This window comes from Providencia sp. PROV150 (genome assembly GCF_028481025.1).
Taxonomy (GTDB): Bacteria; Pseudomonadota; Gammaproteobacteria; order Enterobacterales; family Enterobacteriaceae; genus Providencia; species Providencia hangzhouensis.
Window position 1 is genome coordinate 81,212 of sequence record NZ_JAMPPJ010000025.1, and the last position, 16,910, is coordinate 98,121.

The 16,910-nt window shown below is 42.7% G+C and carries 13 protein-coding genes and 1 riboswitch; of the genes, 5 read left to right on the forward strand and 8 right to left on the reverse strand.

What is annotated here, in order from left to right; translation table 11 throughout:
• Window positions 1-3 precede the first annotated feature (3 nt).
• The 3 genes from rpoD to rpsU all read right to left on the reverse strand — a co-directional run bounded on the left by rpoD (window position 4) and on the right by rpsU (window position 4,176).
• Entirely contained in the window at window positions 4-1,947 is a 1,944-nt protein-coding gene (rpoD, locus tag PSE83_RS16240) for an RNA polymerase sigma factor RpoD (RefSeq protein WP_136134334.1), read from the reverse strand.
• 97 nt (window positions 1,948-2,044) lie between these two features.
• On the reverse strand, window positions 2,045-3,790 hold the full coding sequence (gene dnaG / locus PSE83_RS16245) for a DNA primase (RefSeq protein WP_110591259.1): 1,746 nt from the start codon (window positions 3,788-3,790) through the stop codon (window positions 2,045-2,047).
• A 170-nt stretch (window positions 3,791-3,960) separates the two neighbouring features.
• A complete protein-coding gene (gene rpsU / locus PSE83_RS16250; protein WP_001144069.1) occupies window positions 3,961-4,176 on the reverse strand; it encodes a 30S ribosomal protein S21 in 216 nt (71 codons plus the stop codon).
• A gap of 330 nt (window positions 4,177-4,506) precedes the next feature.
• On the opposite strand from rpsU, the gene tsaD reads away from it, so the two are divergent.
• Window positions 4,507-5,526 carry a tRNA (adenosine(37)-N6)-threonylcarbamoyltransferase complex transferase subunit TsaD gene (gene tsaD / locus PSE83_RS16255; RefSeq protein WP_094961091.1) on the forward strand — a complete coding sequence of 340 codons (1,020 nt, stop codon included), beginning with the start codon at window positions 4,507-4,509 and terminating at the stop codon, window positions 5,524-5,526.
• Window positions 5,527-5,596: 70 nt separating this feature from the next.
• Here the strand turns inward: tsaD and PSE83_RS16260 are convergent, their stop codons facing one another.
• On the reverse strand, window positions 5,597-7,129 hold the full coding sequence (locus tag PSE83_RS16260; protein WP_036958007.1) for a methyl-accepting chemotaxis protein: 1,533 nt from the start codon (window positions 7,127-7,129) through the stop codon (window positions 5,597-5,599).
• Window positions 7,130-7,402: 273 nt separating this feature from the next.
• Window positions 7,403-8,059 (reverse strand): glycerol-3-phosphate 1-O-acyltransferase PlsY, encoded by a 657-nt coding sequence (gene plsY, locus PSE83_RS16265; protein WP_004257775.1) that lies wholly within the window; start codon window positions 8,057-8,059, stop codon window positions 7,403-7,405.
• A gap of 108 nt (window positions 8,060-8,167) precedes the next feature.
• Between plsY and folB the strand changes: the two genes are divergently transcribed.
• Entirely contained in the window at window positions 8,168-8,527 is a 360-nt protein-coding gene (folB, locus tag PSE83_RS16270) for a bifunctional dihydroneopterin aldolase/7,8-dihydroneopterin epimerase (protein ID WP_004257772.1), read from the forward strand.
• A gap of 39 nt (window positions 8,528-8,566) precedes the next feature.
• Here the strand turns inward: folB and PSE83_RS16275 are convergent, their stop codons facing one another.
• Together PSE83_RS16275 and PSE83_RS16280 are read right to left on the reverse strand one after the other, a co-directional pair.
• Window positions 8,567-9,796: a multifunctional CCA addition/repair protein gene (locus tag PSE83_RS16275; RefSeq protein ID WP_036958006.1), complete on the reverse strand. Its 1,230-nt coding sequence runs from the start codon at window positions 9,794-9,796 to the stop codon at window positions 8,567-8,569.
• 14 nt (window positions 9,797-9,810) lie between these two features.
• Entirely contained in the window at window positions 9,811-10,425 is a 615-nt protein-coding gene (locus PSE83_RS16280) for a TIGR04211 family SH3 domain-containing protein (protein ID WP_036958005.1), read from the reverse strand.
• Window positions 10,426-10,705: 280 nt separating this feature from the next.
• On the opposite strand from PSE83_RS16280, the gene PSE83_RS16285 reads away from it, so the two are divergent.
• From PSE83_RS16285 to hldE, 3 genes are all read left to right on the forward strand, one after another.
• A complete protein-coding gene (locus PSE83_RS16285; protein WP_272660985.1) occupies window positions 10,706-11,668 on the forward strand; it encodes a CYTH domain-containing protein in 963 nt (320 codons plus the stop codon).
• 12 nt (window positions 11,669-11,680) lie between these two features.
• Window positions 11,681-14,527, forward strand: coding sequence for a bifunctional [glutamate--ammonia ligase]-adenylyl-L-tyrosine phosphorylase/[glutamate--ammonia-ligase] adenylyltransferase (glnE, locus tag PSE83_RS16290; RefSeq protein WP_272660986.1), 2,847 nt, complete (start codon window positions 11,681-11,683; stop codon window positions 14,525-14,527).
• A gap of 92 nt (window positions 14,528-14,619) precedes the next feature.
• The gene (gene hldE, locus PSE83_RS16295) at window positions 14,620-16,047 is read left to right on the forward strand and encodes a bifunctional D-glycero-beta-D-manno-heptose-7-phosphate kinase/D-glycero-beta-D-manno-heptose 1-phosphate adenylyltransferase HldE (protein ID WP_004908578.1); all 1,428 of its coding nucleotides are present in this window, start codon (window positions 14,620-14,622) and stop codon (window positions 16,045-16,047) included.
• Between the two features lie 109 nt (window positions 16,048-16,156).
• On the opposite strand, the gene ubiK is transcribed toward hldE, so the two are convergent.
• Window positions 16,157-16,423: a ubiquinone biosynthesis accessory factor UbiK gene (ubiK, locus tag PSE83_RS16300; protein ID WP_004257742.1), complete on the reverse strand. Its 267-nt coding sequence runs from the start codon at window positions 16,421-16,423 to the stop codon at window positions 16,157-16,159.
• A gap of 232 nt (window positions 16,424-16,655) precedes the next feature.
• Window positions 16,656-16,808, forward strand: a riboswitch (FMN riboswitch).
• Window positions 16,809-16,910 lie beyond the last annotated feature (102 nt).

Below are 16,910 nucleotides of genomic sequence, written 5' to 3' on the forward strand. Positions count from 1 at the left end.
CAATTATTCGTCAAGGAAGCTGCGCAGAACTTCTGAGCGGCTTGGGTGACGTAATTTACGTAACGCTTTCGCTTCGATCTGACGGATACGCTCACGGGTAACATCAAACTGTTTACCAACTTCCTCAAGGGTGTGGTCAGTATTCATGTCGATACCAAAACGCATGCGTAGCACTTTTGCTTCACGAGCGGTTAAGCCTGCTAACACTTCGTGAGTTGCAGAGCGTAAGCTTTCTGACGTTGCAGAGTCTAAAGGCAGCTCTAAAGTTGTATCTTCAATAAAATCACCTAAATGTGAATCTTCATCATCACCGATAGGGGTTTCCATAGAGATAGGTTCTTTAGCAATCTTCAGTACTTTACGAATTTTATCTTCCGGCATTAGCATGCGTTCTGCCAGTTCTTCTGGCGATGGCTCACGGCCCATTTCTTGCAGCATTTGGCGAGAGATACGGTTCAGTTTGTTGATAGTTTCAATCATGTGAACCGGGATACGAATAGTACGTGCTTGGTCAGCAATTGAACGCGTGATAGCTTGACGGATCCACCAAGTTGCATAAGTTGAGAACTTATAACCACGGCGATATTCAAACTTATCAACGGCTTTCATCAGACCGATGTTACCTTCTTGAATCAGGTCAAGGAACTGCAAGCCACGGTTGGTGTATTTCTTAGCAATAGAAATTACCAGACGTAAGTTTGCTTCAACCATCTCTTTCTTCGCACGGCGTGCTTTCGCTTCACCGATAGACATACGACGGTTGATATCTTTAACTTGTTCGATAGTCAGACCCGTTTCTTCTTCAATTTGACGCAGTCTTTGTAGGCAACGCAGAATTTCTTCTTCAACTTCAAGTAGTTTTTCTGACCAAGGCTTGTTCATTGCTTTTGCAGCAGTTAACCAAGTTTCACTGGTCTCATTACCACTGAATAAAGTAATGAAGTTTTTCTTCGGCATCTTGCACTGCTCAACACATAGTTTCATGATGGTACGCTCTTGTAAGCGAACTCTGTCCATCATTTCACGCATGTTATTGACCAGATAGTCAAATTGCTTAGGAACTAAACGGAATTCTTTAAATACTTCGGAAAGCTGCTCGATAGCGGCAGCCGTTTTCGCATCACTACGGCCATATTGTTTAATATGTTGACGCGTTTTTTCATATTGCTCACGAAGATCAGAGAATTTTTGACGCGCTAATTCAGGATCGATGCTGTTATCGTCATCGCTATCGCTGTCATCACCGTCTTCATCTTCTTCGTCTTCGTCATCGTCTTTATCAAGCTCTTCTTGTGGTAATTCAGAGCCAACGTGAGTCGCTGTTGGTGCAAGATCTTCTTCCGCGTTAGGGTCAACAAAGCCAGTAATTAAATCAGATAAACGGCTTTCTCCTGCTTCAACACGGTCATATTGCTCAAGAAGATAAGTGATAGCCTCAGGATATTCAGCAACAGAGCACTGAACCTGATTAATACCATCCTCGATACGTTTTGCAATGTCGATTTCGCCTTCTCGAGTGAGAAGCTCGACGGTTCCCATTTCACGCATATACATGCGAACAGGGTCGGTTGTACGGCCGATTTCACTTTCAACACTGGACAGCACTTGTGCAGCGGCTTCTGCTGCATCTTCATCAGTATCGGAAGTATTTTCAGCCAAAATTAAATCATCGGCATCAGGTGCTTCTTCCATGACCTGGATGCCCATGTCATTAATCATCTGAATGATATCTTCGATTTGATCTGAATCGACGATATCTTCCGGCAGATGGTCGTTGACCTCAGCATAGGTTAAGTAACCTTGCTCTTTACCCTTGGTTACGAGTAGCTTAAGCTGCGACTGCGGGTTTTGCTCCATAAGACGGTATCCACACTTCTGAGTATTTAGATTGGTGTCGGTCGGCGAAACATTCGGCCAACAAGAACATACAAAGGGAATATTTATTATTCGCTACGCCCTTTATTTTCGTAGCATTTTACAGGCATTTGCCTTGTGTTTATCGGCACTTAAGCCGTTTAAAATATTAATTCTGTTTTGGGTTAGATTATGTTTTCACTCTGGAAAGAGTGATTAAGCGGACTTCTTCGCGCTCTTCTGGGGTCAGCCCTTCAGTTCGTTCTTTTGCTATCAAATAGTCGAAACGTTCGTCGAGTGCGCTATTAAATAGATGGTTTAAGGCATCTATAAAAGTATTTTCCGCTATCTCCTCTATTTCTATATCGTTCCACGTTGCCAGTTTTTCAAGCTGTTTCGCAAATTTATTATCACGATAACGCTCTAGCAACTGCCCAGTTGACATTCCGGGGGTGGAACGGCAGACATCAACCAATTCCTGAAATAGAGAAAGCCCCGGCATTTGAATATGGGCAATTCCCTCTAATGAGGGAACAAGCTCCGAAAAGTTCGGATTCTGTACCAACAGCGCGATAAGTATTCGCATTGTGGTTGGTTTTAATTTGGGAGCCTGATAGTTAACTTGTTCTGTGCTCTCTCTATCAATCATAGCAAGAACTTGAGAAATATCCGGTATACCAATAAAATTTCCTAGCTCTTGTGCCATATAAAGGCGCAGCGTTTCACCAGGTATTTGCTTAATCAAAGGGATAGCCAGTTTACTAAATTTTGCTTTCCCTTCTTGCGTTTTTAAATCTACCTGTGGCACAAGTGAATCAAATAAAAAAGCAGAAAGGGTTTGAGCATCCTTCATGCGTTGCTCAAAAGCGTCTTTGCCTTCTTTACGTACTAATGAATCTGGGTCTTCGCCGTCTGGTAAAAACATAAAACGCAATTGACGGCCGTCCGTCAGATAAGGTAGGGCTGTTTCAAGTGCTCGCCATGCCGCTTCTCGGCCAGCGCGGTCACCATCATAGCAACAAATAACCGTATCTGTTGAACGATAAAGTAACTGAATATGTTCTGAGGTTGTTGATGTACCCAGTGAAGCAACCGCATAGCGGATATCGTACTGAGCAAGTGCAACAACGTCCATATAACCTTCAACTACCAGTAATTTTGATAATTCATTACTGTTTTGTGTTGCTTCATAAAGGCCAAATAACTGGCGACCTTTATGGAAAATATCGGTTTCAGGGGAGTTCAAGTATTTAGGAAGAGCATCTCCTAATACGCGTCCACCGAAGGCAATCACACGACCGCGCCTATCCCGAATTGGGAACATGACACGCTCTCTAAAGCGGTCATAGACTCGGCCATTATCATTTGTCACTAACATGCCAGCATCATCAAGCTGTTTGCGACTTTCTGGGTTTACAGCAAACTTTTTGAGCAAGTTGTCCCAGCCCGCAGGGGCGAAGCCAATCGAAAAATGCTCTATAATTTCAGTGCTTAAACCACGTTGGCTTAAATAATCTTTCGCTTTATTAGCAGAAGGATGACTTAAGGCAGCACAGTAAAATTGATTAATTTTTTCCATCAACTGATATAAATTTTGCCGTTGATGAAGTTCTATTTGGCTTGAACCCGTTCCTTTTTCATATGGGACATCAAGGCCGTGTAGTGCAGATAATTCTTCGATAGCTTCGACAAAATCGAGTTTGTCGTAATTCATCAAAAAATCGATGGCATTGCCATGCGCACCACAACCAAAACAGTAATAAAATTGCCTTTCACCATTTACAGTAAAAGAAGGCGTTTTTTCATTATGGAACGGACAACAAGCGTGATGGTTTTTACCCTGTTTTTTTAACGGGACTTTTGCATCGACTAAATCAATGATGTCGGTTCTTGCTAACAAGTCATTGATAAATGAACGCGGAATTCGTCCAGCCATAAGCCTCTTTTTCGCCTGTTGATGAACGATAATAAGCCGCGCTTCCTTGTGGAAAGCACGGCCTTTAACTGCTTAGCTATTTACTACTACAAAAACTGAGTGACTACGAGAGAAACTAAAGTTTTGTATTAGCTATCGTCTGCAATGAATGCGGCTTTCACCGCAAACAATTAGTACAGACGAGTACGGCGTGCGTTTTCGCGAGCCAGTTTCTTAGCGTGACGCTTTACAGCTGATGCTTTAGCGCGTTTACGTTCAGTCGTTGGTTTTTCATAGAATTCACGACGACGAACTTCAGCTAAAACACCTGCTTTTTCACAGGAACGTTTGAAACGACGCAGTGCAACGTCGAATGGCTCGTTTTCACGTACTTTAATTACCGGCATGTGCCTCTCACCTCAATAGAAATCGGTTTGTTGCTGGTACTGATTCACCAGCCTTCATTTAAAATGGTGCGGAATTTTACTTCAATGAGTACGGGTTTGTAAAGTGCCGTATAAAATTGAATCACACAAGATTACCTGATTAGCAGTTCATTTGATGAAAAAGCAAACAAAACCAGATAATAATGAGAATTAGCCACACGAAATTTTTTATTACAGGGGACTGATTATAGACTATACAGTCAGGAAAGTCAGCCTTTTGACAACATTAATTACGCGATTGAACGAAAATAGTGATAGACTTGCGGTTATGCAATAAACAAGGGTAGTGCAATGCGTGTTTTAGGTATCGAAACCTCTTGCGATGAAACTGGTATCGCAATCTATGATGATGAGCGTGGCTTATTAGCCAATCAATTATACAGCCAAATTAAAGTTCATGCAGACTATGGTGGTGTCGTGCCTGAATTGGCTTCACGTGATCATATTCGTAAAACAGTGCCGTTAATTCAAGCGGCGTTGAAAGAAGCCAATTTAACCAGTGAAGACATCGACGCTGTAGCTTACACTGCGGGCCCTGGTTTGGTGGGGGCTTTAATGGTTGGTGCAACTGTTGGGCGTTCATTAGCTTTTGCATGGAATGTTCCTGCCGTGGCCGTTCACCATATGGAAGGCCATTTATTGGCACCGATGTTAGAAGAGAAAAGCCCTGAATTCCCTTTTGTTGCGTTACTGGTTTCAGGTGGGCATACCCAGCTTATCAGTGTGACGGGAATTGGTGAGTATGAGCTACTTGGCGAGTCCATCGATGACGCGGCAGGTGAAGCGTTTGATAAGACAGCTAAATTATTAGGCTTAGACTACCCTGGAGGCCCTGTGTTATCTCGAATGGCAGAGCAAGGCACAGCAGGTCGTTTTGTTTTTCCTCGTCCAATGACCGACAGACCAGGGCTGGATTTCAGCTTCTCAGGGTTAAAAACTTTTGCAGCCAATACCATTCGTGAAAATGCGGATGATGACCAAACCCGTGCAGATATTGCGAGAGCCTTTGAAGATGCGGTGGTAGATACGCTTGCGATTAAATGCAAACGTGCATTGGAGCAAACTGGTTTTAAACGCTTGGTGATGGCCGGCGGCGTTAGTGCTAATCGTGCTCTCAGAGCTAAAATGGAAGACGTCCTCAAACAGCGCGGTGGTGAAGTTTTTTATGCGCGCCCTGAGTTTTGTACAGATAACGGTGCGATGATTGCGTTAGCGGGGCTTATTCGTCTTAAAGGTGGAACAACGGCAGGGCTTGGTGTAACAGTTCGCCCGCGCTGGCCTTTGGCTGAATTACCACCCTTAGAAAAATAATCATTGTTAATGAATTCATATTTTTTGTAAAAAGGGCTGGATGACAGCCCTTTTGCTATTCAATTAGATATTAATGTAAAACAACAACCGCATCTTCAAGTCGGCTTGAGCGTGCTTTTACCATCGTTGATGTCTCTGTGCTTTGCTCTACCAGTAATGTACTTTGTTGTGTGATGGTTTCGAGCTCACTGACTGCTTGGGTAATGTCGGCGATACCAGCCGCTTGTTCAGAGGTCGCTTGGCTAATATGGGTGATCAATTGTGTGACATTTTGTATTTGGTCAACAATCTCTTTCATGGTATCTCCGGCTGTATGGACTTGATTTTTTCCTGAATTGACTTTCTTTTCACAATCATTAATTAATTCGCGAATATCATTCACTGCGCTTGCACTGCGGCTTGCAAGGCTACGGACCTCATTGGCAACCACAGCAAAGCCTTTGCCTTGCTCACCTGCACGCGCGGCTTCTACCGCCGCATTTAACGCGAGTATATTAGTTTGAAATGCGATGTCTTTAATTACATCAGTGATGGAATTGATTTTGCTGGTACTACTGACAATTTCATTCATGGTATCAACAACAGCTTCCATCATTGCGCCCCCACTGACTGCGGTTTCGCTGGTGGTATTGGAAAGTTGATCAACTTGAATAGTATTATCGGCATTCATTTTTACAGAAACGGACATTTGGTTCATTGTCGCAACGGTTTGTTGCATATAGCCGACGGTTCTCTGAGTATGTGTTTCTAATTCACGACAGTCAGAAACCAAAGATTCACTGCCTTTGCGAACGTTATCAACTTGTTCGGAGACATCTTTGATTAACCAGCGGCAGATTAACCCCAGTTGCCCAATAGAACGTAATACTAAGCCAATTTCATCTGTGCGCTGCATATGGTTAACGCTATGTCGATTTCCTCGTGCAATACCAAGTGCTTGTTTGGTGATGTCTTCCAATGGCGCTGCTAGCATTTTTTCAAATACCACATTACCGATCAGTAACGTGATAAATGTACAGGTACTCATCATCATAAGAGGTGCGATTGGCTGGGGAATGAAGCTTGCCATGATGAGCCAAAGAATAAATAACAAACTCATGATTAGCCGGATACGCGAACGCGTTGAATATGTTGAAAAGTGAAATGGCATTTTTTTAGAAAGCACAATTCCCTTAAAAATTTTTCGTTGGCTTTTATTTTCATTCATTGCGTCATAAATGGGTTCTACCGTAGCAATTTCTTCACGTGTTGCGCGTGTCCGAATAGACATATAGCCTGTAATAGCCCCTTTTCGTTCCATTGGAATGATATTGGCTCGAACCCAGTAATGGTCGCCATTTTTGCGACGATTTTTCACAATACCAGTCCAAGGTTCTCCTTTTTTAAGTGTTGCCCACATGTCGGCAAAAGCTTCCTTGGGCATATCCGGATGGCGGATAATATTGTGTGGACGTGTTAATAACTCATCTAATTCATAACCACTAACCTGTACAAAGAAATCATTAGCATGGACAATATTTCCTTGCAAATCGCTGGTTGTCATCAAGGTGATATTTTCATCTAATACATATTCGTTTTGAGTGATATAAGGGGTTCTGCTCATTATAAATACCATTATTATTGTTTAATTTTCCTTTTATATAGTCGACAGCTTTTAAATATTCCTTAGTAATAAATTTGCAATTATTTAACTTTTTTTTAAAAGTGTGCGCTGGTTATGGCAAAAATGTAACGTAGCACAAATTGCTATCAGTACAGTTTTAAGGAGAGATATCGAACGGTTGTTATTGGAGGAGTTTTTGGAAATTTTAAACAAGGCAAATAGCATAAAAAAAGAGCTGAAATCAGCTCTTCTTAGGAAAAATCATATTAACGATTAGTCATCTAGTTCTTGTTCCTTGGTTTCTTGGGCTATTTCTTTATTGGTTTTTTGCTTTTTGTTTTTTAGTTTTTGCCAAATACGGCTTTCTTGACCGCGCCAAAGGCGTTGTATATTACCGTGATGGCGAACTAACACTAAACAAGACAACATGGCGACAGGGAAAGTGAACTCAGGTTTAAACCACCAAACATAGAAGGGGGCAAGTAAGGCGCTGACAATCGCGCCGAGTGATGAGTAACCACTAAGCAATACCGTAAGTAACCATGTCCCTGCGACTAAACCAGAAAGATCCCAACCAATAGCGGCAATTGAACCAAATGCGGTTGCTACCCCTTTTCCGCCTTTGAAACGAAAGAAAATGGGATATATATGCCCAAGACAGGCTGCAATTGCAACAAAGCCAAGATAGAATGGCTGCACATTTAAATAATAAGCAAGCCAAACTGGTATCATCCCTTTTAATACGTCACAAATGAGTACTCCGGCAGCGGCTGCTTTACCGCCTACACGTAATACGTTAGTTGCACCAGGGTTACCAGAGCCGTGTTGACGGGGGTCGGGTAGTCTCGCCAAACGGCAGATCAGTATCGCACTCGAAACTGAGCCACAAAGATAGGCGAAGATTATCATGCCAAGCGCGGTTGCACTCATAGCTAACTCCAAAAACGGTTAAGGCCATAAATTCACTTCAGTCTTGGATAATACGCATATTTTTGCTGAAGTGGTATCAATTCAGTACATAAATGAGAAAATGACGTGATGGATATCGTATTTATTGAGCAATTATCAGTCATCACCACGATTGGTGTATATGACTGGGAACAAGATATTGAACAGAAACTCGTGCTCGATATCGAAATGGGATGGGATAACAAACGCGCGTCTATGAGCGATAATGTAGAATATTGCCTAGATTATGCCAAAGTTAGTCAGGCTATCCTAGCTCATGTAGGGAATAACAAGTTTGGGTTAGTAGAACGTGTTGCTGAAGAAGTTGCACAGTTATTGATGACACAGTTTGCTAGCCCATGGGTTCGTATTAAGGTGGCTAAGCCGGGAGCCGTGGCGCGAGCCAAGCAGGTTGGGGTTATTATAGAAAGAGGCATGAAAACCGCTTAAATGATGACTGGCGGTGTTTAGCCGCCAGTTTTATGGTCGTTAGATGATTTGTTGCTGCTGCCAATCTGTTACCGCTTCAATGCGTTGTTTTGTAAGTTCTTGGCGAATTTCAGGGCCTTTAAATCCCTGTTCAACGATAGGTTTGACATCAACCGCTTGTGCGATAGTAAAAGCCTGCTTGAAATATATCCCTTGTGGGTACGTTTGCTGTTCGAGGCCTAACCGGCCTCTTGCATCAGCTTCGCTGATTAAACTCAGTTGTTCAATACGTTCTGGTTTACGCCAGCTATCAAGCCCATCAAAAATCGCAATTAGCTCATTAGCAGGTAATTTATTGATAACATGGATTTTATCATGATAGCGTGCCGCTAGACGGGCTAAGTCACGAGCCGTAGTGGGTACTTTTAATCTTGCGCAGAGAGTTTCTATTAATGGAATACCTGCCTCACCGTGGTTTGGATGGCTCGGCCAAATATCAGTTGGTGTTAACGCTTTACCTAAATCATGGCATAAGGCCGCAAAGCGAATATCCACATTGTTAGATAGCTCGGCAATCACTTTCATTACCATTAGCGTGTGGATACCCGTATCAACTTCAGGGTGCCATTTTTCAGGGGCAGGAACACCAAATAACGCATCAACTTCAGGAAAAAGTACAGCTAAAGCACCACATTGGCGTAAAACATCAAAATACACCTGTGGGGAATTTGATTTCAGCGCTTTTTCTGTTTCCGTCCAAACGCGCTCAGCGGTGAGGTGAGATAATTCCCCTGTAGCGGCCATTGTTTGCATCAAGGTTAATGTTTCTGGTGCGATAGTAAAACCATGCTCAAAGTAGCGAGCAGCAAAACGAGCAACCCGCAAGACCCGTAAAGGGTCTTCAGAAAATGCATCAGAAACATGGCGTAAAACACGGCTCTTGAGGTCTTTCACGCCTTGGTATGGGTCAACAATTTCACCTGATTCACTTTGTGCTATCGCGTTAATTGTCAGATCGCGACGTAGCAAATCATCTTCAATGGTCACATCAGGTGCGCTATAGCAGCTAAAACCAGTATAGCCCGCACCAATTTTACGCTCTGTTCGGGCTAAAGCGTATTCTTCATGGGTCTTTGGGTGCAAGAAAACCGGAAAATCCTTTCCTACTTGTTGAAAACCTTGAGATAGCATTGCCTCGGGGGTTGTACCAACCACCACGTAGTCTCTATCTGAAATAGGTAGTCCAAGAAGTTGGTCACGCACTGCGCCACCCACGAGATAGACTTTCATTTGAATGGCCTCAATTACATCCAACCATCATTACGTTTTTTACGACGCGGAATAATGTGCGGTAAAATCAAACCTAAAATTAAGCCAACACCGGCAACACCACCGCCATACATAAACCATTGTAAGATTAATTCGCGACGGCGATCATCTAAGTTGACCTCTGCAATCTCTAGCTTTTTACCGGATTTGATCAACTCATTTTTTAATTTTTCATTTTCGGCTTTTAGCTGGCTGACAATATTGTCATTATCAGCCACTTTTTGCTGCATATCTGCAGTTCGTGTATTCCACGTACTGTCGATATTGTCGAGTTGTTGACGTAGCTTTTGATTCTCAGCTTCAAGTTCTGGAATGCGGGTTTTCATGCTTGGAGTATTGCTGAGTTGGTCAACAGGTAACCAGACCGTTCTACCTTTTTCATCGCGAACTTGTGCAAATTTGTTATCTGTGGAAAGCAGTTCAACCGCTTCCCCGGCATTGAGCGTACCTACAATACGATATTTTGTGCCAGGTCCACTATGAACGTATGTGGATAAATCATCTGACACATAACGTTTTTCTGCTGCATGTGAATTTAAGGAAAGGCCTAGCCCCATGATTGAAATTAATAATAATGGAATTTTTCGCATGGTATTTACAGTCTTTTGATGGTGAATGAGTTTTATATTAATTGAATACTAATGAGTAAAACGCGAGGGTGCAAATCCTAAACGCAGATGTCTCTACAGTCTAAAGGAGAATGAGAACTATCCTAACTGTCTAAATTACCCTTATTTTTACTTTGTTTTCAATATAACTCACTGAAAGAAATATGACAGGTAGAATTTTTGTTTATCATACAGTTTCTTTTCTCAGCTTAGCTTGATTGGGGTAATATGAGTGAAGTGAAATAATTAAATAAGGATATGTATGAGCCACGTAGAGGTTGAACTCAAACTTGCCGCTAAGAGTTCCGCAATAGAGGCTGTACGACAGTGTCTATCGACATTGTCTCACCAATACAGTGAGCCGACGAAGTTAACCAATATCTACTTTGATACGGCAAATAAGCAGTTACGTCAGTGGGATATGGGCTTACGTATCCGCGGTTGTGATGGTCGTTATGAAATGACAATGAAAACGGCTGGGCAGGCGATAGGCGGCTTACACCAACGGCCTGAATATAATGTTGATATTGATTCACCTGAGCTTGATTTAGCCGCATTACCGGCTGAAATTTGGCCTGAAGGCACTGATGTTTCACTGCTTCAGTCTGAATTAAATATCCTCTTTAGCACCAATTTTACCCGTGAAAAGTGGTTAGTGACTTTTGAAGATAGTGAAATAGAAGTGGTTTTTGACCAAGGTGAAATTTCCTCTGGCGCAAAGGATTTGCCTATTCAAGAGTTTGAACTAGAACTAAAAAAAGGCTTTATTGCTGATGTACTCAATTTAGCGAAGAAATTTGCAGATATCGACGGCTTACATTTGTCATCACTTAGCAAAGCTGCACGTGGTTATTCATTGTTATCGCCGACAAAAGCGCCATTAACTCCTCCAAATTCGGTGTTTGACTATGAAGAGTACCCCCTCGAAAAATCATTAACGCATATGCAATTACTTTGCCAGCAGCATGAAGACTACTGGTTAGCAAATGGCAGCAATGCACGCCAAGGCTTCAGTGAGTTTTTACGTTTTGTTCAGGCATTTTTAGTGCATTACCAAAATTCTGTACCTCACTTTATTCATGACACTCCACTGGAACAATTACGTTCAGATATTGCCGATGAAGCAATTAGTGCTGAGGATTTTTGCTATAGCAGCCAGTGGTTAAAGTGTAAATTAGCCTTTATCCAGTGGTTAAGTGCTTTAACCTATCAAGAAGCCCATTAAGGTATTGATAATATGCATGCTTTTCCTGAGTTATTACAAAGCCAAGGTGAACGCGTTTTAAGCCAGTTAGCGGAACAAACGAATGAATTATTACCGTTAAATGAACAAGAAATTCAAGTGCTTGCATTCAGTGATTTTGTGTTAAAGCAAGTATTAGCACATCCGCGGTTTTTACTTGAAATTCGCTCTCGACCACCACAAGCCGATGAATGGAAAAGTTATGCATCATGGTTAGCTCAAGATTTGTCATCTGTTAGCGACGAAGACCACTTGATGCGAGTGTTGCGCTCATTTCGTCATCATATGTTAGTGCGCTGCGCATGGATGCAAGTGCTAGAAATAAGCACGCAAAAAGAAACGATGTATCAGCTCAGTATATTGGCGGAAACCTTGGTTGTTGCAGCGCGAGACTGGTTGTATCAAGAATATCGTCAGTCATGGGGAACACCTTGTAATGCAGAAGGAAAACCGCAGCCGCTGTTGGTTTTAGGGATGGGAAAATTAGGGGGCCGAGAGCTCAATTTTTCTTCTGATATTGACCTGATTTTTGCTTATCCAGAAAATGGGGTGACCCAAGGTGGCCGAAAAGAGTTAGATAACGCACAATTTTTTACGCGTTTAGGACAAAAATTGATCCGCGTACTCGATCAAGTGACGGAGTATGGTTTTGTCTATCGGGTAGATATGCGTTTACGCCCATTTGGAGATAGTGGTCCGCTGGTTTTTAGCTTTTCTGCACTTGAGGATTATTACCAAGAACAAGGGCGAGACTGGGAACGCTATGCGATGGTTAAAGCCCGTATTATGGGCGCTGATAGCCTCCATTATGAGGAGTGTTTGCGAAAGCTTTTGCGTCCTTTCGTTTATCGTCGCTATATCGACTTTAGCGTGATCCAATCCTTACGCAATATGAAAAATATGATTGAGCGAGAGGTTAGGCGTCGTGGTTTGGTCAATAACATCAAATTAGGCGCTGGGGGGATCCGCGAAGTTGAATTTGTTTCACAGGTTTTCCAACTCATTCGAGGTGGACGAGAACCTGTTTTACAGTCGCAATCTTTATTTTCAACGTTACAAGGGATTAGAGAACTCGCATTGTTAACCGAAGATCAGGTTAATATTCTGCAAGATGGCTACCTTTTCTTGCGTAGAGTCGAAAATTTACTGCAATGTATTGATGACCAACAGACACAAACACTCCCCGAAGAGGCTTTAAATCAGGCGCGTTTAGCGTGGGGGATGGGCTTTGCTGATTGGCCTGCATTTTATCAGGTTTTGAGTCAGAAAATGGCTGCTGTGCATCAAATATTCACCGAGCAAATAGGCCAGGAGGATGACTCTGAGAACATTGATGTATTCGATGAAATTTATATCACATTATGGCAAAGTGAATTATCAAAAGAAGAATTAGCCAGCTATTTGCCGTCTAAAAGTGAAGAGATTGCACAACGTATCATTCACGGTATAGTGATGTTCCGTCATGATCTCAATAAACGCACCATTGGTCCTCGAGGGCGAGATGTTCTTGATGAATTAATGCCTAAATTATTGGCTAAAGTCGGTGAGCGTGATGATGCAGGGCAAGTCATTGAGCGCATCACACCACTGTTACTGAGCATTGTTAGCCGCACTACTTACCTAGAGTTAATGCTTGAATTTGATGAGGTTTTGACGCACGTTATTCGCCTATGTGCGGCTTCACCAATGATAGCAGAGCAGTTAGCCCGTCACCCATTGTTACTTGATGAGTTGCTCGACCCTCAATCGTTATACCAACCTCTACCACTAACCGCTTACCGTGATGAATTGCGCCAATATTTAATGCGCGTTCCTGAAGATGACGAAGAACAACAACTGGAAGCATTACGTCAATTCAAACAAGCCCAGTTATTGCGTATCGCTGCTGAAGATATTTCAGGTGTTTTACCCGTAATGAAAGTTAGTGATCATCTGACTTACCTTGCAGAGGCGATTATTGATGCGGTGGTACACCAAGCATGGCAAAAAATGGTAAAACGTTATGGTGAGCCAGCACATCTAGCGCAAAGTGACAAAAAACAATATGGGTTTGCGGTATTAGGTTATGGAAAGCTAGGCGGCTGGGAATTGGGTTATGGCTCTGACTTAGATCTCGTTTTTCTTTTCGATTGCCCTTTAGATGTGGTTACCAATGGCGAACGCTCCATTGATGCACGCCAATTTTACTTACGTGTTGCTCAGCGTATTATCCATTTGTTTAGTACTCGAACACCTTCAGGCGTGTTGTATGAAGTTGATGCGCGGCTCAGGCCTTCCGGTGAGTCAGGAATGTTAGTCAGTACGATACAATCATTTGATGATTACCAAAAAAATGATGCTTGGACATGGGAGCATCAAGCGCTCATACGAGCCCGAATGGTATTTGGTGATGAGGATTTACAACGGCAATTTATACAGACTCGCCACGAAACTCTGTGTATGCCAAGAGACCCTCACACCTTGCAGCAGCAAGTGCGTGATATGCGCTTGAAAATGCATCAGCACTTAGGAAGCCATCAAGCCAATGAGTTCGATTTAAAAGCCGATCCCGGTGGGATCACTGATATTGAATTTATCGCACAATACTTAGTTTTGCGTTTTGCCACAGAAAATAATGTGTTAACGCGTTGGTCCGATAATGTGCGTATTTTCGAGCTGATGGCGCAATATGGCTTTATGCCAGAAGATGAAGCAAATGCCTTAACTCAAGCGTATGTTACGATGCGTAATGAACTTCATCACTTAGCATTACAATCATTGCCAAGCCGTGTTGAAATGACCCAATTTACTCAACAACGTGAACAAGTTTTAGCGAGTTGGCAAAAATGGCTTGAGGAATAAGGAATAAACGCATTTTATTTAGCTAAATAGCGCAATATGCTAGTATTGTTGCTAATTATTATCAGATTTCCTTTTTAAAACTGGAGTGCAGGATGAAAGTAACTCTTCCGGATTATAAACAAGCCGGTGTGCTGGTGGTTGGTGATGTTATGTTAGACCGTTATTGGCATGGTCCTGCAAACCGTATTTCGCCAGAGGCCCCTGTTCCGGTTGTTAAAGTCACGATGGTAGAAGAGCGTCCCGGTGGTGCGGCTAACGTCGCGATGAACATTGCCTCGTTAGGGGCAAATTCACGTCTTGTCGGGTTAACTGGGATTGATGACGCGGCAAAAGCACTGACTGAAAACTTAAATGCGGTGCAGGTGCGTTGTGATTTTGTCGCTATTCCAACCCATCCAACGATTACTAAATTACGTGTACTTTCACGTAATCAGCAACTTATCCGTCTTGATTTTGAAGAAGGTTTTGACAATGTTGATGTCGCACCTGTGTTGGAACGCATTGAACAGGCGTTACCTCATATTGGTGCTCTGGTGTTATCTGATTACGCGAAAGGGGCGTTAACTCATGTCGAGAAGATGATAGCGCTTGCCAACAAGGCCAATGTTCCCGTCTTGATTGACCCGAAAGGCAACAATTTCGAACGTTACCGCGGGGCAACATTACTAACGCCAAACATGTCTGAGTTTGAAGCGATTGTTGGGCCATGTAAAAACAATCAAGACGTTGAAGAAAAAGGCATGAAGCTGCTTCAGTCATTGGAGCTTAAAGCACTGTTAATTACGCGCTCAGAACAAGGTATGAGCTTAATTCGTCGCGATGAAGCGCCATTACATTTACCGACTCAGGCGCAAGAAGTGTTTGACGTGACAGGAGCCGGGGACACGGTTATTGGCGTACTTGCTGCATCTATTGCATCTGGCCGCCCATTACATGAATCTTGCGCATTGGCTAATGCCGCAGCAGGCGTGGTCGTGGGTAAATTAGGAACCTCCACGGTTTCGCCAATTGAATTGGAAAATGCCATTCGTGGCCGTGCTGACACCGGGTTTGGTGTGATGAGCGAAAGTGAATTGAAACAAGCCGTTGCGAATGCAAGACAGCGCGGTGAGCGTGTGGTGATGACGAATGGTTGTTTTGATATTCTTCATGCAGGGCATGTGTCGTATTTAGCCAATGCACGTAAATTGGGAGACCGTCTGATTGTAGCTGTAAATAGCGATGCATCGACACGCCGCTTAAAAGGTGAAACACGCCCAGTCAACCCATTAGAACAACGCATGACCGTTTTAGGTGCTTTGGGGGCAGTGGATTGGGTTGTGGCTTTTGAAGAAGACACTCCGCAACGCTTAATCGCAGAAGTGCTGCCAGACATCTTAGTTAAAGGGGGGGATTACCGCCCTGAAGAGATAGCGGGCAGTGCGGAAGTGTGGGCCGCGGGAGGCGAGGTCAAAGTCCTTAACTTTGAAGATGGTATTTCCACAACGAATATCATTAAAAATATTATGAAAACGAGTTAATTTATCATTATTAATTAATTAGTTAGTTAAAAACCTCACGTGGGTATGTAAAAACGCCGTGAGGTTTTTATTTATCTAAAATTAAAGAGGTGTCACTTTTTCAATTTAATTACTCAGCTGTCTTTTCTTCTACATTTAAATGGGCTTCGAGTGCGCTGACGCGTTGTTCCATCTTCGCTAATTTTTCACGGGTGCGTAATAAGACTTGAGTTTGAATATCAAATTCTTCACGACTGACTAAGTCTAATTTGCCGAGTTGTGATTGTAACAGTGAACGCAGTTTTTTATCAAAATCTTCACCTAAATCGCGTACGCCTTGTGGTAAAGCGCCTTGAATTTGGCGGGCAACTTGTTCAATTTTTTTCGGATCGAGCATTTCGCGGGTCCTTAAGTTTATCAAAATATTGTTGTGAATTGTTGGGACTAGTTTAATACCTCTTGCTGCCTTGCGCTAGCTTGAATTATTTAGAGAGAGGTTTAGAGCCAGTAGTGAAATTAACCTTGATAACTCTAAGTTTTTATTCATGTTTTTTGGCTAAAAGTGTGAGTCATTCGCCAATTTTGATTATCATCGTTGCGAACTTGAATTATTGGCGTTATATTAATTGCGTATATCTCAGGGCGGGGTGAAAGTCCCCACCGGCGGTAAACATGCATCACGCATGAAGCCCGCGAGCGCTTTATCATTTTTATGGTAAAGGTCAGCAGACCCAGTGTGAATCTGGGGCCGACGGTTATAGTCCGGATGGGAGAGAATTAACAGTATCTGCATGTTTGTGCGATTACGCACAATAGTGTTCTGCATACCTGAATAGGTAAATGCCTTTTATTGGCTATTTATATATTCACCATTTCTCGTATTC

What these genes read in the sequence shown, in the direction of transcription:
- dnaG (WP_110591259.1), bottom strand. Translation starts at nt 3,790, where the DNA reads ATGGCTGGACGAATTCCGCGTTCATTTATCAATGACTTGTTAGCAAGA.
- rpsU (WP_001144069.1), bottom strand. Translation starts at nt 4,176, where the DNA reads ATGCCGGTAATTAAAGTACGTGAAAACGAGCCATTCGACGTTGCACTG.
- tsaD (WP_094961091.1), top strand. Translation starts at nt 4,507, where the DNA reads ATGCGTGTTTTAGGTATCGAAACCTCTTGCGATGAAACTGGTATCGCA.
- PSE83_RS16260 (WP_036958007.1), bottom strand. Translation starts at nt 7,129, where the DNA reads ATGAGCAGAACCCCTTATATCACTCAAAACGAATATGTATTAGATGAA.
- plsY (WP_004257775.1), bottom strand. Translation starts at nt 8,059, where the DNA reads ATGAGTGCAACCGCGCTTGGCATGATAATCTTCGCCTATCTTTGTGGC.
- folB (WP_004257772.1), top strand. Translation starts at nt 8,168, where the DNA reads ATGGATATCGTATTTATTGAGCAATTATCAGTCATCACCACGATTGGT.
- PSE83_RS16275 (WP_036958006.1), bottom strand. Translation starts at nt 9,796, where the DNA reads ATGAAAGTCTATCTCGTGGGTGGCGCAGTGCGTGACCAACTTCTTGGA.
- PSE83_RS16280 (WP_036958005.1), bottom strand. Translation starts at nt 10,425, where the DNA reads ATGCGAAAAATTCCATTATTATTAATTTCAATCATGGGGCTAGGCCTT.
- PSE83_RS16285 (WP_272660985.1), top strand. Translation starts at nt 10,706, where the DNA reads ATGAGCCACGTAGAGGTTGAACTCAAACTTGCCGCTAAGAGTTCCGCA.
- glnE (WP_272660986.1), top strand. Translation starts at nt 11,681, where the DNA reads ATGCATGCTTTTCCTGAGTTATTACAAAGCCAAGGTGAACGCGTTTTA.
- hldE (WP_004908578.1), top strand. Translation starts at nt 14,620, where the DNA reads ATGAAAGTAACTCTTCCGGATTATAAACAAGCCGGTGTGCTGGTGGTT.
- ubiK (WP_004257742.1), bottom strand. Translation starts at nt 16,423, where the DNA reads ATGCTCGATCCGAAAAAAATTGAACAAGTTGCCCGCCAAATTCAAGGC.